Source organism: Burkholderia orbicola, from assembly GCF_900100915.1.
Taxonomy (GTDB): domain Bacteria; phylum Pseudomonadota; class Gammaproteobacteria; order Burkholderiales; family Burkholderiaceae; genus Burkholderia; species Burkholderia orbicola.
This window is the reverse complement of record NZ_FNKW01000001.1, coordinates 3,297,726-3,318,934: the sequence shown is the minus strand read 5'-3', so window position 1 is coordinate 3,318,934 and position 21,209 is coordinate 3,297,726. Positions and strand designations below refer to the sequence as shown.

General features: G+C 66.8%; 20 protein-coding genes and 1 other RNA gene. 9 read left to right on the top strand and 12 right to left on the bottom strand.

Annotation, left to right across the window (positions count from 1 at the left end):
* Window positions 1-40: 40 nt before the first annotated feature.
* Window positions 41-466, bottom strand: coding sequence for a nucleoside-diphosphate kinase (gene ndk, locus BLS50_RS15875; RefSeq protein ID WP_006478674.1), 426 nt, complete (start codon window positions 464-466; stop codon window positions 41-43).
* 249 nt (window positions 467-715) lie between these two features.
* Between ndk and BLS50_RS15870 the strand changes: the two genes are divergently transcribed.
* Window positions 716-1,414: a Bax inhibitor-1/YccA family protein gene (locus BLS50_RS15870; RefSeq protein ID WP_006484459.1), complete on the top strand. Its 699-nt coding sequence runs from the start codon at window positions 716-718 to the stop codon at window positions 1,412-1,414.
* 62 nt (window positions 1,415-1,476) lie between these two features.
* Here BLS50_RS15870 and rlmD read toward each other — a convergent pair whose 3' ends face one another.
* The gene (rlmD, locus tag BLS50_RS15865) at window positions 1,477-2,781 is read right to left on the bottom strand and encodes a 23S rRNA (uracil(1939)-C(5))-methyltransferase RlmD (protein ID WP_249191959.1); all 1,305 of its coding nucleotides are present in this window, start codon (window positions 2,779-2,781) and stop codon (window positions 1,477-1,479) included.
* Window positions 2,782-3,102: 321 nt separating this feature from the next.
* On the opposite strand from rlmD, the gene BLS50_RS15860 reads away from it, so the two are divergent.
* Complete coding sequence (locus BLS50_RS15860; protein ID WP_074802595.1) at window positions 3,103-3,957, top strand: endonuclease/exonuclease/phosphatase family protein; 855 nt, start codon at window positions 3,103-3,105, stop codon at window positions 3,955-3,957.
* Between the two features lie 30 nt (window positions 3,958-3,987).
* On the opposite strand, the gene BLS50_RS15855 is transcribed toward BLS50_RS15860, so the two are convergent.
* The 10 genes from BLS50_RS15855 to ffs all read right to left on the bottom strand — a co-directional run bounded on the left by BLS50_RS15855 (window position 3,988) and on the right by ffs (window position 13,580).
* Complete coding sequence (locus tag BLS50_RS15855) at window positions 3,988-4,764, bottom strand: 3'-5' exonuclease (protein WP_074802594.1); 777 nt, start codon at window positions 4,762-4,764, stop codon at window positions 3,988-3,990.
* Between the two features lie 3 nt (window positions 4,765-4,767).
* Window positions 4,768-5,856 (bottom strand): RNA polymerase sigma factor RpoS, encoded by a 1,089-nt coding sequence (rpoS, locus tag BLS50_RS15850; protein WP_011694300.1) that lies wholly within the window; start codon window positions 5,854-5,856, stop codon window positions 4,768-4,770.
* An 11-nt stretch (window positions 5,857-5,867) separates the two neighbouring features.
* Window positions 5,868-6,758, bottom strand: coding sequence for a peptidoglycan DD-metalloendopeptidase family protein (locus BLS50_RS15845; RefSeq protein WP_006478669.1), 891 nt, complete (start codon window positions 6,756-6,758; stop codon window positions 5,868-5,870).
* A 5-nt stretch (window positions 6,759-6,763) separates the two neighbouring features.
* A complete protein-coding gene (locus BLS50_RS15840; RefSeq protein WP_074802819.1) occupies window positions 6,764-7,696 on the bottom strand; it encodes a protein-L-isoaspartate(D-aspartate) O-methyltransferase in 933 nt (310 codons plus the stop codon).
* Window positions 7,693-8,454, bottom strand: a complete 762-nt coding sequence (gene surE, locus BLS50_RS15835; protein WP_027809456.1) for a 5'/3'-nucleotidase SurE — start codon at window positions 8,452-8,454, stop codon at window positions 7,693-7,695. Before surE ends, BLS50_RS15840 begins: the two co-directional genes overlap by 4 nt.
* A gap of 220 nt (window positions 8,455-8,674) precedes the next feature.
* Complete coding sequence (locus BLS50_RS15830) at window positions 8,675-9,880, bottom strand: CaiB/BaiF CoA transferase family protein (protein ID WP_074802593.1); 1,206 nt, start codon at window positions 9,878-9,880, stop codon at window positions 8,675-8,677.
* 48 nt (window positions 9,881-9,928) lie between these two features.
* On the bottom strand, window positions 9,929-10,525 hold the full coding sequence (recR, locus tag BLS50_RS15825) for a recombination mediator RecR (RefSeq protein WP_006478665.1): 597 nt from the start codon (window positions 10,523-10,525) through the stop codon (window positions 9,929-9,931).
* Between the two features lie 31 nt (window positions 10,526-10,556).
* Window positions 10,557-10,883 carry a YbaB/EbfC family nucleoid-associated protein gene (locus BLS50_RS15820; protein WP_006482124.1) on the bottom strand — a complete coding sequence of 109 codons (327 nt, stop codon included), beginning with the start codon at window positions 10,881-10,883 and terminating at the stop codon, window positions 10,557-10,559.
* A gap of 95 nt (window positions 10,884-10,978) precedes the next feature.
* Window positions 10,979-13,354: a DNA polymerase III subunit gamma/tau gene (locus BLS50_RS15815; protein WP_074802592.1), complete on the bottom strand. Its 2,376-nt coding sequence runs from the start codon at window positions 13,352-13,354 to the stop codon at window positions 10,979-10,981.
* A 127-nt stretch (window positions 13,355-13,481) separates the two neighbouring features.
* Window positions 13,482-13,580, bottom strand: an RNA gene (gene ffs, locus BLS50_RS15810) — signal recognition particle sRNA small type.
* A 390-nt stretch (window positions 13,581-13,970) separates the two neighbouring features.
* On the opposite strand from ffs, the gene trxA reads away from it, so the two are divergent.
* From trxA to BLS50_RS15775, 7 genes are all read left to right on the top strand, one after another.
* Complete coding sequence (gene trxA, locus BLS50_RS15805) at window positions 13,971-14,297, top strand: thioredoxin TrxA (RefSeq protein WP_006402348.1); 327 nt, start codon at window positions 13,971-13,973, stop codon at window positions 14,295-14,297.
* A 194-nt stretch (window positions 14,298-14,491) separates the two neighbouring features.
* A complete protein-coding gene (rho, locus tag BLS50_RS15800) occupies window positions 14,492-15,754 on the top strand; it encodes a transcription termination factor Rho (protein WP_006478662.1) in 1,263 nt (420 codons plus the stop codon).
* A gap of 128 nt (window positions 15,755-15,882) precedes the next feature.
* Complete coding sequence (locus tag BLS50_RS15795; protein ID WP_074802591.1) at window positions 15,883-16,383, top strand: MerR family transcriptional regulator; 501 nt, start codon at window positions 15,883-15,885, stop codon at window positions 16,381-16,383.
* Window positions 16,380-17,936 (top strand): MFS transporter, encoded by a 1,557-nt coding sequence (locus BLS50_RS15790; RefSeq protein ID WP_074802590.1) that lies wholly within the window; start codon window positions 16,380-16,382, stop codon window positions 17,934-17,936. Before BLS50_RS15795 ends, BLS50_RS15790 begins: the two co-directional genes overlap by 4 nt.
* Window positions 17,937-17,974: 38 nt before the next feature.
* Window positions 17,975-18,808: a M90 family metallopeptidase gene (locus BLS50_RS15785; protein WP_006478659.1), complete on the top strand. Its 834-nt coding sequence runs from the start codon at window positions 17,975-17,977 to the stop codon at window positions 18,806-18,808.
* 157 nt (window positions 18,809-18,965) lie between these two features.
* Complete coding sequence (locus BLS50_RS15780) at window positions 18,966-19,232, top strand: type B 50S ribosomal protein L31 (RefSeq protein ID WP_011549676.1); 267 nt, start codon at window positions 18,966-18,968, stop codon at window positions 19,230-19,232.
* A 144-nt stretch (window positions 19,233-19,376) separates the two neighbouring features.
* Window positions 19,377-21,209: an ArnT family glycosyltransferase gene (locus tag BLS50_RS15775; protein ID WP_080486868.1), complete on the top strand. Its 1,833-nt coding sequence runs from the start codon at window positions 19,377-19,379 to the stop codon at window positions 21,207-21,209.

Below are 21,209 nucleotides of genomic sequence, written 5' to 3'. Positions count from 1 at the left end.
CGCGTGCGCTGAATCCTGCCTACTTGCTGTCAGCCAGGGCTTAACGCGAGTAAACGTTCATTTCCGGGAAGAAGAACGCGATTTCGACCGCTGCCGTTTCCGCAGCGTCCGAGCCGTGCACGGCGTTCGCGTCGATGCTGTCGGCGAAGTCGGCGCGGATCGTGCCCTTTTCCGCCTTCTTCGGATCCGTCGCACCCATCAGGTCGCGGTTCTTCAGGATCGCGCCTTCACCTTCCAGAACCTGGATCATCACCGGGCCCGAGATCATGAAATCGACGAGATCCTTGAAGAACGGACGCGCTGCGTGAACTGCATAGAACTTCTCTGCGTCAGCACGCGACAGGTGTGCCATGCGCGATGCGACGATCTTCAGGCCGGCGCCTTCGAAACGGCTGTAGATCTGGCCGATCACGTTCTTTGCCACCGCATCCGGCTTGATGATCGACAGGGTGCGCTCGATTGCCATAAAAACTCCAAAAAATTAAGAAGTTACAGGTTCAAATGAATCCGCTATTGTAGCACGATCCCGTGTATCATTGCGATTGAACCCTTACACGAATGAAAGGTTCAGAATCCATATGTTTTGTTCCGCCGGGCCATTGAAACCTCCCGGCACGGAACGTATCTTAGCCATAGCTGCCCCGGTTTGCTGCGCCGCACATCGCGCGCGCCGAACCGGCCCCGGACGCCCACGCGTTCAATGTTAGGAGAAACCATGAACGACTATCCGTACAATTTCGGCCGCGGCGGTTCCGTCAGCACCGCCGAGGTTCGCAACCGCGTGCTGCGGAACACGTACTGGCTGCTCGCGCTGTCGATGGTGCCGACCGTGCTGGGCGCCTGGGTCGGCGTCGCGACGGGCTTCTCGCTGTTCGCGGCCACGAGCCCGATGATGAGCCTGCTCGCGTTCTTCGCGATCGCGTTCGGCTTCATGTTCGCGATCGAGCGGACGAAAAACAGCGCGGCCGGCGTGTTCGTGCTGCTCGGCTTCACGTTCTTCATGGGCCTGATGCTGTCGCGGCTGCTGAGCTTCATCCTCGGCTTCTCGAACGGCCCGTCGCTGATCATGCTCGCGTTCGGCGGCACCGGCATCATCTTCGCCACGATGGCAACGATCGCCACCGTCAGCAAGCGCGACTTCTCGGGGCTCGGCAAGTGGCTGTTCATGGGCGTGATCGTGATCCTGCTGGCGTCGGTCGCGAACATCTTCCTGCAACTGCCCGCGCTGATGCTCACCGTGTCGGTACTCGCGATCGCGATCTTCTCGGCCTACATGCTGTTCGACGTCCAGCGCGTCGTGAATGGCGGCGAGACGAACTACATCTCGGCCACGCTCGCGATCTACCTCGATCTGTACAACGTGTTCACGAACCTGCTCGCGCTGCTCGGCATCTTCGGCGGCAACCGCAACTGACGTTCGGCACGCACCATGAAAAACCGGCCCGCGGGCCGGTTTTTTTACGTCCGCCGCCCGGCTCAGTCGCGCTCGAACAGCGCGATCGATTCGACGTGCGACGTATTCGGGAACATGTTCACGACCCCGGCGCCCTTCAGCCGGTAGCCGGCCTCGTGCACGAGCAGGCCCGCATCGCGCGCGAGCGTCGACGGGTTGCACGACACGTAGACGATGCGCTTCGGCAACGGGCCTGCGCCGCTCTGCGCGATCTCGGCCAGCGCCTTCGATACCGCGAGCGCGCCTTCGCGCGGCGGGTCGATCAGGAACTTGTCGAATGCGCCGAGCGCGCGGAGATCGTCGCCCGTCACCTCGAACAGGTTCCGGCACGCGAACGTCGTGTGGCCGTCGACACCGTTCTCGCGTGCGTTCGCCAGCGCGCGCGTGGTCAGCGTGTCGCTGCCCTCGATGCCCATCACTTCGCGCGACAGCCGCGCGAGCGGCAGCGTGAAGTTGCCGATCCCGCAGAACAGGTCGAGCACGCGGTCGTCGCGCGACGGTGCGAGCAGGCGCAGCGCGCGGCCCACCAGCACACGGTTGATCTGGTGATTGACCTGCGTGAAATCGGTCGGCTTGAACGGCATGCGAATGCCGAATTCCGGCAGCGTGTAGTCGAGCGACACGTCGAGCGGATAGAACGGCGTCACCGTGTCCGGCCCCTTCGGCTGCAGCCAGAACTGCACCTTGTGCTCGTCAGCGAACGCGCGCAGCAGCGCTTCGTCGTCCGCGTTGATCGGCTCCAGCACGCGCAGCACGAGCGCCGTGACGGTCGAGCCGACCGCGAGCTCGATCTGCGGCATCCGGTCGCGAATCGACAGCCCCTCGACGAGCCGCCGCAGCGGCACGAGCATCGCCGACACGTGCGGCGGCAGCACTTCGCAGCTCGTCATGTCGGCCACGTAGCTGCTCTTCTTCTCGTGGAAGCCGACCAGCACGCCGCCCTTCTTCGCGACGTTGCGCACGGTCAGGCGCGCCCGGTAGCGATAGCCCCACGACGGGCCGTGGATCGGCGCGAACATCGTTTCCGCGCGCAGCTTCGCCAGGTGCCACAGGTTATCTTCCAGCACGCGCTGCTTGACCGCCACCTGCGCGCGCATGTCGAGATGCTGCATCGAGCAGCCGCCGCAGGTGCCGAAGAACATGCACTTCGGCTGGGTGCGCATGACGCTCGGGCGCAGAATGTCGACAACCGTCGCCTGCTCGTAGCTCGGCTTGCGACGATAGCTCGAATAGGTCACGCGTTCGCCCGGCAGCGCGCCTTCGACGAAGATCACCTTGCCCGGCTCGCCGTCCTCGGTCATCGTGCGGCCGACACCGCGCGCTTCCATGTCGAGCGATTCGATCTCGAGAACCGGGGCGGGCCCGGGCGCGACGGGCGCGTTTTTCGATTTGCGCGCAGAAGTGGGGACGGCTTCGGACACCAGCTTTTCCTGACAAACGTTGAAGAAGGCGAGATTGTAGACGACGAAGGCCCCCGTCGCGCGCTTTCGTCGCGCAAGCGCCGCTGCTGATGCGCAGGCCGCGCTGCGTCGCACGTGGGCGACTGACGACCGCCCCCCGTTGCCCGCAGGGAGGCCGCGTGCGATACGCAACGCGGCCCCACCGCGGCACGGGTTCTGCTCGCAGCAGCAGACCAAGGAGACTCGACCATGCGATTGATCGACTGGAACATCCAATGGGGTCGGGACGCGGACGGCGTCGTCGATCTTCCCCGCACCGTCGCGGCCATCCGCCGGCTCGGCGACTTCGACGTGCTCTGCCTGCAGGAGCTCACACGCGGCTTCGATGCTCTACCCGGCCGGCCCGGCCCCGACCAGTTCGCCGAACTCGCGGCGCTGCTGCCCGGCTATACGATCGTCGACGCCATCGGCGCCGACTTGCCGGCCATCCGGCCGGGCGCCCCGCGCCGCCAGTTCGGCAACGCAATTGCGACGCGGCTGCCGGTCGGGCGCGTGCTGCGCCAATCGCTGCCGTGGCCGGCCGATGCCGGCGCGCCGTCGATGCCGCGCGTCGCGCTGGATATCGAGTTGCAGGCGCCCTTCGGGTCGTTGCGCGTGGTCACCACGCATCTGGAGTACTACTCGGCGCACCAGCGGCTTGCGCAGGTCGACGCGCTACGCGACCGGCATCGCGAGGCCTGCGCGCACGCGGATCAACCCGCTCCCGCCGAAACGCCCGAGGGGCCGTTCAGCGCGACCGGACAGCCCCGCGATGCAATCGTCTGCGGCGATTTCAACAGCGCATTCGACAACGATGCGTACCGGCACTTCCTGGAGCCGATTGCCGACGCACCAGGTTTCGTCGACGCGTGGATCGCGCGGCATCCCGGCCATACACCGCCGCCGACGGCCGGCATCTACGATACGGTGCAATGGTCGGACGGGCCGCTCGCGTGCGATTTCGTGTTCGTGACCGACACGCTGTTGCCGCGCGTCATCGGCTGCGAGATCGACGGCGACGTACGCGCGTCCGATCACCAGCCGGTGCTGCTCGAACTCGGCTGATCGCCCCGGCGACGGCGCGGCGCGCTCGCGCTACGCGTCGAAGCCGGCGAGGTATTCGACCCAGTGCGGCGCCGGTTCCAGCGCAAGCGCGTTCTTCACGAGCAGGATCTCGTCCGCATACTCGCTCGGCGTCAGGCCGCCGCGCATCAACTGGAACCGGCAATACAGCAGGTAGGTGTTGACGACGTCGGTTTCGCAATAGTTGCGGATTTCGTCGATCCGCCCGTCCCGAAACGCCGGCCACACCTGGCTGCCGTCCATCCCGAGCTTGCCCGGAAAGCCGCACAGCTTCGCGAGCGCATCGAGCGGCGCGTTCGCCCGCGCCTGATACATCGCGAGCACATCCATCAGGTCGGTATGCCGCGAGTGATAGCGCGAAATGTAGTTGTTCCACTTGAATTCACGGTCGTCCTCGCCGAGATCCCAGTAGCGGGTGGCGGGAATGCCGTGCACGAGTGCGCGGTAATGGAGCACCGGCAGATCGAAGCCGCCGCCGTTCCACGACACGAGCTGCGGCGTGTATTTCTCGATCACGCGGTAGAACGACTGGATCAGCGTCGCTTCGTTGTCCTGCGGCGTCCCGAGCGAGCGCACGCGAAAACCGTTGTTGTCGCGAAACACGCACGAGATCGCCGCGATCCGCTGCAGGTGGTGCGGCAGGAAATCACCGCCGGTCTTCTCGCGGCGTGCGGCGAACGCGTGTTCGGCCACCGCGGCATCGTCGAGCGTCGCGGGCAGGTCTTCCAGACGGCGAATGCCGTCGACATCGGGAATCGTCTCGATGTCAAAAACAAGAATCGGGGTCATCGGTTACAGAACGGCGTCCTTGCGCACGCCGTTGGAGGCGAAGAACCGCTTGAGGCGCACCAGCGCTTCCTGCTGGATCTGCCGCACGCGTTCGCGCGTGAGCCCCATCTCGTCGGCGAGCTCCTCGAGCGTCGCCGGTTCGATGTGGTTCAGGCCGAAGCGGCGCTCGATCACGTGCCGGTGCTTGTCGGACAGCCGCGACAACCACGCGCGCGTCAGCGTTTCGAGCTCTCGGTGCTGCACCTCGGCGTCGGGCGACTGGCTCTGGTCGTCGGGCAGCAGGTCGAGCAGGCTGCTCGCGGGATCGAGGTCGAGCGGCGCATCGAGCGACGCCGTATGCTCGTTGAGCGCGAGGATATCGGTGACTTCCTCGGCGGTCTTGCCGGTGAGATAGGCGATGTCGTCGATGCTGGCTTCACGGCGTTCGGCCGCCTCGCCCGTCGACATCGAATTCTTTTCGAGGTGGCGCTTCGCGCGCAGCACCTGGTTCAGTTCGCGGATCACGTGCACGGGCAGGCGCACCGTGCGGGCCTGGTTCATGATCGCCCGCTCGATGCTCTGCCGGATCCACCATGTTGCGTAGGTCGAGAAACGGAAACCGCGCGTCGGGTCGAATTTCTCGATCGCGTGCATCAGGCCGAGGTTGCCTTCCTCGATCAGGTCGAGCAGCGGCACGCCGCGGTTCAGGTAGCCCTTCGCGATACTGACGACGAGCCGCAGGTTGCGCTCGATCATCACCTGTCGCGCCTCGAATTCGCCGGCCTTCGCGAGACGCGAATAACGCTGCTCTTCCTCGACGGTCAGCAGCGGCTTCACGCTGATACGGTTCAGGTAATGCTGGATCGTGTCGGCCGTGAGTTCGGCCTGCAACAGCGTGCGGAAATCGTCGACGTCGGGCGCGGCTTCCTGGCGGCCTTCGCGCTCGTCGTCGCCACCGTCCGCGTCGGCGTCGCGTGCCTCGAGATCACGTTCGTTTTCCGCGACATCCTCTTCGTCGTCCGTCGAAGCACCCACTCGCCCCACCGATGCTTGCGTGGCACGACTGATCTTCTCAGACTCGGCTTGCGGCTCGTGGCGCTTCGATTTCGGCATGGTCGTCTCGGTTATTGAGGCGGCAAATACTTCAGCGGATCGACAGGCTTACCCTGCCGGCGAACCTCGAAATGCAGCATCACGCGGTCGGCATCGCTGTTACCCATCTCGGCGATCTTCTGCCCCTTCGTTACCGCGTCCCCCTCTTTTACCATCAAAGCGCGATTGTGTGCATACGCCGTGAGGTAAGTTGCATCGTGTTTGATGATAATGAGGTTGCCGTAACCACGCAGACCGTTGCCGGAGTAAACGACGCGGCCGTCCGCCGCCGCCTTCACGGCCTCGCCGGCCGTCCCGCCGATATTGACACCTTTGTTCTTCGCATCGTCGAACCCGTTCAGCACGGGGCCGCGCGCGGGCCACGCGAACGTCACGGGGCCGCTCGGCGCCGCCGCCGTATCGCTCGATCCGGTCGCCGCGGCCGGCGGCGTGGCGGCGAGCGCGGACGACGTGCCGGCGGCCGGCGCGGCCGGACCGCTGCTCAGCGGCGCGGTCGCGACCGCACCACCGACGATCGGCGCGGCGGCCGGCGTGCCCGCCACTGCAGCGCCGCCCGGCGGCGCCACGCGCAGCAACTGGTCGACTTCGATCTGGTTCGGGTTCGCCAGATTGTTCCACGTCGCGATGTCGCGATAGTTCTGGCCGTTCTCGAGCGCAATCCGGTACAGCGTGTCACCCGGCTTCACACGATAGAAGCCCGGCGGCGGCGGACCGAGCGGCACCGCGGGTTGCGCGGCGGCGGTCGTGCCGAGCGACCCGGAGCGGTCGACGACGGGCGCGTTGTCGAGCCGCGTCGCACAGGCGGCCAGTAGCGTGGAGAACGCAGCCACACAGATCGCGCGCTGGGCGAACGTGAGCGGTTCCCTGGATCGGTTGTTTTGCATCGCGCGCAACATACTCATCGGTTTCAAATCACTCCGGATTTTAAAGGGACAAAGAAAACGCGATCAAGCCGGGACTCTCGCCATTGCGCGTGCGCGACGCGCTCGACGAGCGTGAGCACCTGGTGCTGCCCGCTCTGCGCGCCGACCGGCGCGACGAGCCGCCCGCCGATCGCGAGCTGCTCGAGCAGCGCCTGCGGCACGTCGAGCCCCGCCGCCGCGATCACGATCGCGTCGAACGGGGCCGCGGACGGCAGGCCGACACGCCCGTCGCCGTAGTGCAGTCGGATGTTCGGCACGCGCAGCGGCCGCAGGTTCAGCTTGGCGCGCTCGTAGAGCGGCTTGATGCGTTCAATCGAATACACGTCGCGTGCCACGTGACTCAGCACGGCGGCCTGATAGCCGCAACCCGTGCCGATCTCGAGCACGCGCTCGAGGGTGCGGCCGGCCATCGCGAGCTCGATCATGCGCGCGACGACCGACGGCTTTGAAATGGTCTGCTGGTGGCCGATCGGCAATGCCGAATCCTCGTAGGCCTGCGTCGCGAGCCCCGGATCCACGAACAGGTGGCGCGGCACCGCGGCCATCGCGTCCAGCACGCGCGCATCGGTCACGCCGTTCGCGCGCAGGCGTTCGACCATCCGCTCGCGCACACGTTCCGACGTGAGGGCGAACGCGCCGGCCGGCGCGATGCTCGGCGCGGCCGGCTTCGGCAGCGCAGGCTTCAGCGCGGTGGGCTTCGGTGCGGTCGCCGGCTTCGCGGCGGCGATACCCGGCAGCGGCGCCCGCACGGCGGCCGGCTTCACGGCAACCGGCTTCAGCACGGCCGCGGGTTTGTCGGCGGCCTTCGGCACCGCCCCCGCCGCCTGGCGTTCACCGGGCCGACCTTCCGACTTGCGTGGCGCTCGCTTGAGATCTTCGAGCGCGAGCGGGAACCGCTTCGCGCGCTCGCCGCTCATGAAGCCCGCCCTCCGGCGCGCGCCCATTCGCGCGTCGCGGGCAGCATCTGCGTATGCGTGAGATCGAGTTGCAGCGGTGTGATCGAGACGAAACCGTTTGCAACGGCGTGGAAATCGGTGCCGTCGCTGGCGTCCAGCGCCTCGCCCGCGGCACCGATCCAGTAGATCGGCTCGCCGCGCGGGTCGGTCTGGCGAATCACCGGCTGCGACGGATGACGCTTGCCGAGGCGCGTGACCTTCCAGCCCTTCAGTTCGTCGTACGGCAGGTTCGGAATATTGACGTTCAGCAGCGGGTTGCCCGGCAGCGGATGCGCGAGGTAGTGCGCGACGATTTCCGCGGCGACGCGCGCGGCGTCGGCCAGACGGGCCCAGCCCTTGTCGACCAGCGAGAACGCGATGGCCGGCACACCGAACATGATGCCTTCGGTGGCGGCCGCAACTGTCCCCGAATAGAGCGTGTCCTCGCCCATGTTCTGACCGTTGTTGATGCCGGACACGACGATGTCCGGCTTCGCGTCGGCCATCCCCGTCAGCGCGACGTGCACCGAATCGGTCGGCGTGCCGTTCACGTAGAAGAAACCCGTACCCGCCGCCCGCTGCACCGACAGCGGCCGCGACAACGTGAGGGAATTCGACGCGCCGCTGCAGTTCTGCTCGGGCGCGATCACCGTAAGCTCGGCCAGCGGCTGCAGCGCTTCGCTGAGCGCGGCGAGACCGGGGGCGAGATAGCCGTCGTCGTTGCTGAGTAGGATTCGCATCCGGCGATTGTAACCGAGGAAAGATGGCGCGAGAGCGACAGTCCGGCCACCGCGGACGGGCGGGTATACGCATGGACACGCGGTGCGCCGCCGCACGACGCGGCGGCGTTCCGCGCGCTGGGGAAAACACCGGGCCGACGGGGTTTTCCGCCCAGAGAAAATCGCCTTGGGGAAACCTTCGTCGGGAGGGCCGGCGCGAAGCGCGCAGGCCTTGCAGCACTCAGATCGCGCCCGCCTCGCGCAGCGCGGCAATCGCCGATGCGTCGTAGCCGAGGCCGCGCAACACCTCGTCGGTATGCTCGCCGAGCTCGGGCCCGAGCCAGCGCGTTTCGCCCGGCGTGTCCGACAGCTTCGGCGTGATGTTCGGCAGCGGAATGTCGGTGCCGTCGGCCAGCTTGAAACGCTGGATCATCTGGCGCGCGACGAACTGCGGATCGGTGAACATGTCGGCCGCGCTGTAGATGCGCCCGGCCGGCACGTCGGCCGCATTGAGCACGACGAGCGCCTCGTCGATCGTGCGCGGCGCGAGCCACGCGGCGATCGCGTCGTCGATTTCCTGCGTGCGCGGCACGCGTCCGTCGTTTTGCGCGAGCGCGGGATCGTCGGCGAGGTCGTCGCGCTCGATCGCCTTCATCAGCCGCTTGAAGATCGGATCGCTGTTGCCGCCGATCACGATGCTGCCGTCGCGGCATGCGTACGTATTCGACGGCACGATGCCCGGCAGCGACGCGCCGGTGCGCTCGCGCACCATCCCGTACACGCCGTACTCGGGCACCACGCTTTCCATCATGTTGAACACCGCTTCATACAGTGCAACGTCGACCACCTGCCCCGCGCCGCCGTTGACCTTGCGGTGATGGAGCGCCATCAGCGCGCCGATCACGCCGTGCAGCGCCGCGATCGAATCGCCGATCGAGATGCCGATGCGCGGCGGCGGCAGATCCGGATAGCCGGTGATGTGGCGCAGCCCGCCCATCGATTCGGCGATCGCGCCGAAGCCGGGCCGGTCGCGGTACGGGCCCGTCTGCCCGTAGCCGGACAGGCGCACCATCACGAGGCCCGGATTGTCGGCCGACAGCACGTCGTAGCCGAGCCCGAGCTTTTCGAGCAGGCCCGGGCGGAAGTTCTCGATCACGATGTCGGCCTCGCTCGCGAGCTGCCGCGCGATCGCCTTGCCGGCGTCGGCTTTCAGGTTCAGCGTGACCGATTTCTTGTTGCGCGCCTGTACCGACCACCACAGCGACGTGCCGCCCTGCTCCGGGTGGAGCTTGCGCCACTTGCGCAGCGGGTCGCCGCCGTTCGGATCCTCGATCTTGATCACTTCCGCGCCGAATTCGGCGAACAGCCGCGACGCGAACGGCCCCGCGATCAGCGTTCCGAATTCGAGCACTTTGACGCCCGCGAGCGGGCCCTGGCTGGTGCTCATGTGTCTCCCTGGCATGAGGAACGGCGCCGCCGGCAGGCGGCGCCCGGCTTACATCGTGCGGCGGTCGAGCATCGCGCGAGCGATGGTGCCCGCGTCGACGTACTCGAGCTCGCCGCCCACCGGCACGCCGCGCGCGAGGCGCGTGACCGCCAGCCCGCGCGCCTTGAGCGTCTGGCCGAGGTAGTGGGCGGTGGCTTCGCCTTCGTTCGTGAAGTTGGTCGCGAGCACGACCTCCTTGACGACGCCGTCCGACGCGCGCCGCACGAGGCGGTCGAAATGGATTTCCTTCGGACCGATTCCGTCGAGCGGGCTCAGTCGGCCCATCAGCACGAAATACAGCCCGCGGTAGGTCATCGTCTGCTCGAGCATGATCTGGTCGGCAGGCGTCTCGACGACGCACAGCAGCGTCGGATCACGCTCCTCGTCGCTGCAGACCTCGCAGATCTGCGCTTCGGTGAACGTGTTGCACTTCTCGCAGTGCTGCAGGTGTTCGGTCGCGAATAGCAGCGACCGGCCGAGCCGCTCCGCGCCCTCGCGATCGTGCTGCATCAGGTGAACCGCCATGCGCTGCGCGGATTTCGGCCCGACACCGGGCAGCACGCGCAACGCTTCGACGAGAGCGGACAGGGCGGACGGCTGTTTCATACGGCGGCAAAGAGTGGCAAGGACGCCGCGCTCAGAACGGCAGCTTGAAGCCCGGGGGCAGCGGCAGGCCCGACGTCATGCCGCTCATCTTTTCCTGCGACGTGGCTTCGGCCTTGCGTACCGCGTCGTTGAATGCAGCGGCGACGAGATCCTCGAGCATGTCCTTGTCGTCCGCGAGCAGGCTCGGGTCGATCGACACGCGGCGCACTTCGTTGCGGCACGTCATCGTCACCTTCACGAGGCCGGCGCCCGACTGCCCTTCGACTTCGATGAGCGCAAGCTGCTCCTGCATCTTCTTCATGTTTTCCTGCATTTGCTGCGCTTGCTTCATCAGTCCGGCGAGGTTGCCTTTCAACATGGGAATACTCCTTCTTGATCGTGTGAAAACCGGCACGCGGCGCGTGCCGGCCAATGTGTGCGGGGCGTGATTGTGCCTGTCGCGGGGCGGTCAGTTCAATGGAGTGTGGGCGGCACGCCGTCCGGCGCCGAATCGGCGAGCGGACGCACCGACCCCTCGACGATGCGCGCACCGAACTCGCGCACGAGCTGCTGGACGAACGGATCGCCGTGAATCTCCTGCTCGGCTTCGCGCTGCCGCGCCGCGCGCGCGGCCGCATCGAGCGCCGCCGCGGTGCGCCGTGCGGGCCCGACCTCGACGCTCACCTCGACCGGCTTGCCGAGCGCATCGGCCAGTGCGGCCTTCAGCTTCGTCACCTGCGCGGCGTCCGCATACTGCGGCACCGGCACGGACAGTTTCAATGTGCCCGCATCGACGGCCGTCAGCTCGCTGTTGAACGCGAGCTGGTACGCGACACCCTTCAGCGGCAGCCGTGCGGCGAGCGCCGGCCATTCGCCGTCGAAGCCGATCGGATCGAGCGCGATCGCGGGCGGCAGCGGCCGCGTGTCGATCGGCGCGGCCGGACGGGTTTCCGCCGGCTTCGGCGTCACACGCACATCGTCGGGACCGCTGTCGAACACCGGCACGAAGCCGTCGTCGGAACCGCCGAACATTTCGTCGGCGCTGAGCGGCACGTAGTCGTCGGGCGGAATGTCCTCCCACGGCGGCGACGGCTGGCGCGACTCGGCTGCTTGCGGCGCGCGGGCAGCGGTACGCGGCGTCGGCACCTGGACGGCCGGACGCGGCGCGGCCGGCTTCTCGGCGGCCGGCTGGGCCGCCGGTTTGGCTGCCGCGCCTGCGCGCCCGCCGCGGTCCGACGACACGCGCATCCCTGCATTGCGCAGCACGTCGAGCGCGGCGGCGGCACCGCCTGCGCGCGCCGACGGACGCACGGCGGCCGGCTCGGGCGACGCGGCGCGCGGCGCCGGTTCGGCCTGCGGAGCCGGTTCGTCGTTTCGCTGCACGGCGGCAACGGCAGGCGGCTCGGGTTCCTTCCGGGCGGGAGGCGGCACGTCGCCAGCGGGCGCCGCCTTCGTTTCCGGCTGCGGCAGCTCGATCGCTTGTGCGTCGGCCGCTGCCGGTACCGGGGCTGCGGCCTCTGCCGGTGACTGGGCGGCAGGCGGCTTGGCGGCCGGCCGTTCGGCTTCATCGCTTGACTGCGCGGGCGCCGAACGGGCGACTGGCGCAACCGGTGCAGCCGGCGCCGCAGCTTGCGGACGCGCTGCGCCGGTGGGCGTGGCCGACACCGGCTTCGCCGCGGCAGCGGTCGGCGCCGCGGCAGCACGCGGGGCCGGCGCGGCACGCGGCGGCACGGACGGCTGGCCGCCCGGCGCGCTGCTGGCGCCAGCGGCCGGCTCGAACGCGAGCATCCGCAGCAGCGTCATCGTGAAACCAGCGTACTCGTCGGGCGCCAGGCCGAGCTCGGCGCGCCCGACCGTCGCGATCTGATAGAACAATTGCACCTGCTCGGGGCTCAGCGTCTCCGCAAAACGACGCAGGTCGGCCGCTTCCGGCCATTCGTCGAGCACCGAGCCTGGCGCGAACTGTGCCCAGGCGATCCGGTGCAGCAGGCTCGCGAGATCCTGCAGCGCGGTCGAGAACGACAGGCTGCGCAGCGACATCTCGTCGGCAATCGCGAGGATTTCCGGGCCATTGGCCGCCGCGAGCGCGTCGAGCAGGCGCACCATGTATGTCTGGTCGAGCGCGCCGAGCATGCCCGACACCGCCGACTCGGTCACCTCGTTCGCCGAATAGGCGATCGCCTGATCGGTCAGGGACAGCGCGTCGCGCATGCTGCCCTGCGCGGCGCGCGCGAGCAGGCGCAGCGCCTGCGGCTCGAACGTGATCTGCTCTTCGCCGAGGATCCGCTCGAGATGCGACACGATGTGCCCGGCCGGCATCTGCTTCAGGTTGAACTGCAGGCAGCGCGACAGCACGGTCACGGGGATTTTCTGCGGATCGGTCGTCGCGAGGATGAACTTGACGTGCGGCGGCGGCTCTTCGAGCGTCTTCAGCATCGCGTTGAACGCGTGATTCGTCAGCATGTGCACTTCGTCGATCATGTAGACCTTGAAGCGCGCATCGACGGGCGCGTACACCGCGCGCTCGAGCAGCGCGGCCATTTCATCGACGCCGCGGTTGCTCGCCGCGTCCATCTCGACGTAATCGACGAAACGGCCCTCGTCGATCTCGCGACAGGCGCGACACACGCCGCACGGCTGCGACGTGACGCCGGTTTCACAGTTGAGCGCCTTCGCGAAGATCCGCGACAGCGTCGTCTTGCCGACACCGCGGGTTCCGGTAAACAGATAGGCGTGATGGAGACGCCCGCCGTCGAGCGCGTGCGTGAGCGCCCTGACGACGTGCTCCTGGCCGACGAGCGAAGCGAAATCCTTCGGACGCCACTTGCGTGCGAGAACTTGATAGGTCATCGGGAAATTGTATCAGTAACGCTGCGTCGCGCCGACACGCGAAACGGTGCGGAAGACGGGCAAGAGGCAGGTCGAACGGAGTGTGACGCAGAAATAAAAAACGCCCTGCGAACGGGGCGAGAAGGAAGGTGACGAGCCCAACCCTCGGCACTGGCGGAAAACGATTGTGGCTGCTTCGTTCCCGACCTGACCAGGTTCACCGCCCCACCATGCGAGGAGGCCCGTCACGGCATATTCTATCACCGCTTCCGGATGAATGCGACCGTTTGTTCGCATCAATGCGAATATCGCCGGGCAAACCGGCGCGTCGCCCCTTCGCACGGGCTGAATGCGGCCCAACCCTTGCAATTGGCGGACCGGCCTCCATCTGCGTGGCACGACGGTCGAACGTCGCGTCGTACCCCTACTCGCGTAGCGGCTACTATCGCCGCCCGCAGCAGATAGCAATTTAGGCTAATATGACGCCCGAACGACCCGCGAGCCGCGGCATGCAGCGCTTACGCCCCTCCTTTCCGGAAAGGCGGAGTGACCTGCCGCAGCGGCCGGCAGCCTACGGCGGCCGGTACGCCGCAACGCGCAAGCAGGCAGTCCCCGAACCGTAAGAGGTATTGACCCAATGAGCGAACAGATCAAACACATCAGCGACGCATCGTTCGAACAGGACGTCGTCAAGTCCGACAAGCCCGTACTCGTCGATTTCTGGGCCGAATGGTGCGGCCCGTGCAAGATGATCGCCCCGATCCTCGACGAAGTCGCGAAGGACTACGGCGACAAGCTGCAGATCGCGAAGATCAACGTCGACGACAACCAGGCCACGCCCGCGAAATTCGGCGTGCGCGGCATCCCGACGCTGATCCTGTTCAAGAACGGCGCGGCCGCCGCGCAGAAGGTCGGCGCGCTGTCGAAGTCGCAGCTCACCGCATTCCTGGACAGCCACCTGTAATACCGGCAGTTCCGCGGACGTGTTGTCAGTCGGCAACACGTCCGCCGTCACGCCGCCGATCGCTCGCTCAAGCGCGAATCGGGCTATGCTAGAATTAAAAAACGTCGACAAGACGCATTTAAGTCTCTGAGCGCTTCCGCTCGCCCTCCTCCCTTATTTCTTTCGTCGCATCTCCTCCCTGGCGGGTTCTCCGTATGCATTTATCCGAGCTCAAGTCTCTGCACGTCTCCGAACTGATCGAAATGGCCAATGGCCTGGAGATCGAAAACGCGAACCGCCTGCGCAAGCAGGAGTTGATGTTTGCCATTCTCAAAAAGCGCGCCAAGACGGGAGAGACGATCTTCGGCGACGGTACGCTCGAAGTGCTGCCGGACGGCTTCGGCTTCCTGCGCTCGCCGGAAATGTCGTACCTCGCGAGCACCGACGACATCTATATCAGCCCGTCGCAGATCCGCCGCTTCAACCTGCACACCGGCGACACCATCGAAGGTGAAGTCCGCACGCCGAAGGACGGCGAGCGCTACTTCGCGCTGGTGAAGGTCGACAAAGTCAACGGGCAGCCGCCCGAGGCCTCGAAACACAAGATCATGTTCGAGAACCTCACGCCGCTGCACCCGAACAAGCCGCTGTCGCTCGAACGCGAAATGCGCGGCGAGGAAAACGTCACGGGCCGCATCATCGACATGATCGCGCCGATCGGCAAGGGCCAGCGCGGCCTGCTCGTCGCGTCGCCGAAGTCGGGCAAGACCGTGATGCTCCAGCACATCGCGCACGCGATCAAGCAGAACCACCCGGACGTGATCCTGTTCGTGCTGCTTATCGACGAGCGCCCGGAAGAAGTGACCGAAATGCAGCGCTCGGTCGCCGGCGAAGTGATCGCGTCGACGTTCGACGAACCGGCCACGCGCCACGTCCAGGTCGCCGAAATGGTGATCGAGAAGGCCAAGCGCCTCGTCGAAATGAAGCACGACGTCGTGATTCTGCTCGACTCGATCACGCGTCTCGCGCGTGCGTACAACACCGTGATCCCGGCATCGGGCAAGGTGCTGACGGGCGGTGTCGACGCGAACGCGCTGCAGCGTCCGAAGCGCTTCTTCGGTGCGGCGCGCAACATCGAGGAAGGCGGCTCGCTGACGATCATCGGCACCGCGCTGATCGAAACCGGCAGCCGCATGGACGACGTGATCTACGAAGAGTTCAAGGGCACCGGCAACATGGAAGTGCACCTCGAGCGCCGTCTCGCGGAAAAGCGCGTGTATCCGTCGATCAACCTGAACAAGTCGGGCACGCGTCGCGAGGAAATGCTGATCAAGCCCGAGATCCTTCAGAAGATCTGGGTGCTGCGCAAGTTCATCCACGACATGGACGAGGTCGAGGCGATGGAATTCCTGCTCGACAAGATCCGCCAGACGAAGAGCAACTCCGAGTTCTTCGACCTGATGCGCCGCGGCGGCTGATCGCCCCCGCTCCGCAACACGGCCGCCCGTGCACCCTGCCCGGCGGCCGTTTTTCGATCCCAACCTGAACGTGAACGTACAGGTTGATCTATAATCGCGTCATTGTCCCTTCGAATTCCCCGCACCCGATGCCGAACGATGCCGCCACCCCGCTCCTGACCGTCAGCGACGCCGCGTCGCGACTCGGCGTCACACCGCGCACGCTCAAATATTACGAAGAGCGCGGGCTCGTCACGCCATCGCGCAGCGAAGGCCGCTACCGCCTCTACGACGAAGCCGACCTCGAACGCTTCGCGCGCATCCTGCGGCTGCGCGCGCTCGGCTTCTCGCTGCACGGCATCACCGAAATGCTGAAGCGTCCGCTGGAAGAAACGGGCGACGGCCGGCGCCGCTATTCGGATGCCTCGCTGCGCGACATCCGCACCGGCCTCGCCGAGCAGATCGATACGCTCGACCGGCGGATCGCCGCCGTCCAGCGCGAGTTGAAGGAAGCCGTCGCGCTGCGCAAGGAGTTGCAGCACGACATCGACTACGTCGAGCGGCGCCTCGCCGGCGAAAACGCCGATGAACTGATCGCGCAGCGGCGGGCCGAAGCCGGCGCGCGGCGCGCCCGCAAGGACCGCGAATGAACGCGGTGCCGGGCCGGCCGCCGCTATGGAGCCGCGCGAACCTGCGCGGGGACCTGTTCCCGTGGGCACTCGCGCTCGTCACCGGCATCGACTACTTCGACAACGCCGTCTTCTCGTTCTTCGCGAGCTACATCGCGGGTGGCATCAACGCGTCGCCCGACGAACTGGTGTGGTCGTCGAGCGCCTACGCGGTCACAGCCGTGCTCGGCATCCTGCAGCAGCAATGGTGGGTCGACCGGCTCGGCCATCGCCGCTACGTCGCGGGCTGCATGCTGATGTTCTCGTTCGGCGCGATCGCGGCGGCGCTGGCCGACACGTCGCTGGAGCTCGCGTTCGCGCGCGGCTTCCAGGGCTATTTCATCGGCCCGATGATGGGCGCGTGCCGGATCCTGATCCAGATCAGCTTCAAGCCGCAGGAGCGACCGCCCGCAACGCGCGCGTTCCTGATCATGATCCTGCTCGGCAGCGCGCTCGCGCCGATCGTCGGCGGGCTGCTGGTCGCGCATTCGACGTGGCGCGCACTGTTCGCGTGCACGGCGCCGGCCGGCATCGCGTTCGCGATCCTCGCGTTGCTCACGCTGCCCGATTCCGGCCGCACGCCGGACGACGAACGCGGTTCCGGACATTTCTGGCCGTACGTCGTGTTCGCGCTCGCGCAAGGGGCGCTGCAGATCGTGCTGCAGCAGGTGCATTACCAGCTCTACAGCGGCTCGCCGATGCTGATCGTGTTGACGTTCGCCGGGCTCGGCGCGCTCGCGTGGTTCGCGTATCACCAGTGGCACCATCCGACGCCGCTCGTGCGGCTGCATGCGTTCCGCGAGCGGACGTTCCAGGTCGGGCTGCTGCTCTACATGTTCTATTACTACGAGACGACGGGCTTCAGTTACCTGACGGCGCGGCTTCTCGAGGGCGGGCTCGGCTATCCGGTCGAGAATGCCGGGCGCCTGGTCGGCACGATGTCGCTGATCTCGGCCACCGCGCTGTTCGCCTACCTGCGCTACGCGAAATTCGTCGCGCACAAGAAGTGGTTCGTCGTGCCGGGGTTCGCGATCGCCGTCACGGCCGCAGTGTGGATGACCCGGATGACGCCGCAGGTCGGCGAAGCCGCGCTGATCGTCCCGTTGCTGCTGCGCGGGCTGCTGCTGCTCTTCATCGTGCTGCCGGTCGCGAACCTCACGTTCCGGATCTTCGCGATCGACGAATACACGCACGGCTACCGGCTGAAGAACATCGTGCGGCAACTGACGATCTCGTTCGCGACGTCGTCGGTGATCATCGTCGAGCAGCACCGCGTGGCCGTGCACCAGACGCGGCTCGTCGAGCGCGCGAGCGTGTTCGACCCGCTGTTCCAGCAGACCGTCGATGCACTGACGCGCAGCTATGCGGCCGCCGGCCACGCGCTGAACGACGCGCACGGCCTCGCGATCGCGTCGATCGCGCGGATGGTCGCGCAACAGGCGTCGTTCCTCGCGTCGCTCGACGGTTTTTACTTCCTCGCGGGCGTGGCGCTCGTCGGCGGCCTCTTCGCGGCATGGCAAAAACAGATCGATTGAGTTAAAAGACAGGCTTTGGATTTTCGTCCGCCGCCTCCATGCTTTCGAAACTGACCCGCTGGTTCGACGACCGCCGCCGCGACCGCGCGCTGCGCAGCCATCCGGTTCCCGACGCGCTGTGGCAGGAAACCGTCGAGCGCCTGCCGTTCCTCGCCACCCTGCCGCCCGACGCGCTCGGCCGGCTGCGCGAGCTGACGAGCCTGTTCGTCGCGAAAAAATCGTTTTCGACCGCGCACGGGCTCGAACTGACCGACGCGATGATCGTCGCGATCGCCGCGCAGGCCTGCCTGCCCGTGCTGAATCTCGATTTGTCGCTGTACGACGGCTGGGTGGGCGTCGTCGTGTATCCGGGCGAATTCGTGATCCGCAAGACGGTGCAGGACGAGGACGGCGTCGTCCACGAAGTCGAGCAGGATGCGAGCGGCGAGGCATGGGAAGGCGGCCCCGTGATCCTGTCGTGGGAAGACGCGCAGATGACGGACGGCCGGGACGCGTACAACGTCGTGATCCACGAGTTCGCGCACAAGATCGACATGGTCAACGGCGCGGCCGACGGCTATCCGCCCCTGTTTCGCCGCTGGCATGCGCCGCACCTCGACGCGCAGGCGTGGGCCGACGTGTTCGAACATGCGTACGACCAGTTCTGCGCACGCGTCGACGCGGTGCCGGATCGCGCATGGGCGCGCTTCGAGCGGGACTCGCTGATCGATCCCTATGCAGCCGATCACCCGTCGGAATTCTTCGCGGTGTGCAGCGAGGCGCTGTTCGTCCGGCCGAAAGCGTTCGAATCCGAATTTCCGGAGCTGTACCGGCTGCTGGCGCGCTACTACCGGCAAGATCCGGCCGGCACCGGGGCCCTCGACGCACCGTGAAAATTATTCGTCAACCGTCTGATTTTCTGGCATAATCACCGTTTTTCGACCTTAGGCAAGTGGCTCGCGCCGGGCTTGGCGTCGGCCGAATCGCTCCCATCGGGGCGGCTCGACACGGCAAGCGGCGGGTTGGCTACCGCTATCACCAAGGAAAATCATGAAACCTGGCATTCACCCGGACTACCGCGAAGTCGTCTTCCAAGACATGTCGAACGGCTTCAAGTTCATCACGCGCTCGACGATCCAGACGCGTGAAACCATCGAACACGAAGGCAAGACCTACCCGCTCGCCAAGATCGAAGTGTCGTCGGAATCGCACTCGTTCTACACGGGTCAGCAAAAGATCATGGACACGGCAGGCCGTGTCGAGAAGTTCAAGAACAAGTTCGGCGCACGCGCCAACGGCAAGGCTGCAGCAAAGTAAGCTTTGCACCGTTCCGGTGGTTGCTACGCACCGGTACCGCACGAAAGGGCAGCCCAGGCTGCCCTTTTTTGTCTCTGCTCGCCCGGAAAGACGCCGCCCGGCGCCCGGGAAACGACCTGACGCACAACAGCGGGCGCGACTACAATGCCGGATGCTCGAAACCGGCTCGACCGCGCGCCACCGCGCCGGCCGCCCGCCCATAACAAATCGCTCATCTGCATGAAGCCTGTCGTCCGTCTCACCGCCTCCGCCACGCGTGCGCTGCCACGCTGGCTGCTGCTCACGCTCTGCTTCGTCTACGCGGCGTTCGGCCTGTTCGGCCGCGACCCGTGGAAAAACGAGGACGCGGCGGGCTTCGGCGTGATGTGGACGATGGCCAAGGGCGGCTGGCACGACTGGCTGCTGCCGAACCTGGTCGGCAAGTTCATCACGACCGACGGGCCGCTCGGCTACTGGCTCGGTGCGCTGTCGATCCGCGGCCTCGGCCCGTGGGTCGACGCGAGCAACGCGTCGCGCGTCGATACCGGCGTGCTGTTCTGCGTCGCGTGCGCATTCGTCTGGTACGCGGCCTACCTGCTCGGCCGGCGCGCCGAGGTTCAACCGTTCAAATACGCATTCGGCGGCGAACCCGAGCCGCGCGACTACGGCCGCACCCTCGCGGACGGCGCGCTGCTGGTGCTCGTCGCCTGCTTCGGCCTCGCGGAACGCGGGCACGAAACGACGCCGCAGCTCGCGCAGTTCGCGTGGATCGCGATGCTCGTGTACGGGATCGTGCGCGGCATCGACAAGCCGCTGCAAGGCGCACTGTGGTGGGGCCTCTCGATCGGCCTCGTTGCGCTGTCCGGCAACCCGGTGCTGGTCGTCGCGCTGCTCGCGGGAACGGCCGCGCTGTGGCTCGTCACGCCCGAGATGCGCAACCTGCGCCTGCCGCTGGTCGGCGTGCCGCTCGCGGCCGCGATCTTCGCGCTGTGGCCGCTCGCCGCCTTCGTCGCGGCGCCCGACGACGCCGCGTGGTTCTTCAACCAGTGGATCCACGGCAGCCTGATGCGCTTTTCGGGCCCGCCGACGGCCGTGCTCGGCTATGCGGCGAAGAACCTGCCGCTGTTCACGTGGCCTGCGTGGCCGCTCGCGATCTGGGCGTGGTGGAGCTGGGCCGGCATGCGTCGCCGCGCGCACATCGCGATTCCGCTGTCGGTCGCCGTGCCGCTCGTCGCGCTCGTGATCCTGCAAAGCCAGCAGTCGAACCGCATGTACATGCTGCTGCTGCCGCCGCTCGCGGTGCTCGCGACGTTCGCGCTGCCGACCCTCAAGCGCGGCGCGATCAACGCGATCGACTGGTTCGCGGTGCTGAGCTTCACGATCCTCGGCACCTTCGTGTGGCTCGTCTGGCTCGCGTCGCTCACCGGCTTCCCGCATCCGCTCGCGCGCAACCTCGCGCGCCTCGTGCCCGGCTACGAGCCGCATTTCAAGATCCTGTCGTTCATCTGCGCGGTGATCGTCACCGTGTGCTGGTGCTTCCTCGCGCGCTGGCGCGTGTCGCGACAGCCGAAGGTGCTGTGGCGCAGCGTCGTGCTGTCGAGCGCGGGCACCACGCTGATGTGGGTGCTGCTGATGACGCTGTGGCTGCCGATCGTCAACTACGGCCGGACCTATCGCGACGTCGCGCAACAGATCGCCGTGCACCTGCCGTCCGACTACGAGTGCATTTCGCCGGTGCGGCTCGGCGATGCGCAGATCGCGACCTTCGCGTATTTCGGTAACATGCGCTTCGATTTCTCCGGCGACTGCGACGTGATCCTGCGTCAGGACCGCGCCGACTTCGGCGAGCCGAGCGCGATGTCGCAATACGTGTGGCGTCTCGTCTGGGAAGGCCGCCGCGTCGCCGACCGCGACGAGCGCTTCCGCCTGTACGAGCGCATCGAACGGCCGAAGACGCCCGTCAAGCGGCGTCCGCCGCGCCGCCAGGCGGCCGATTGA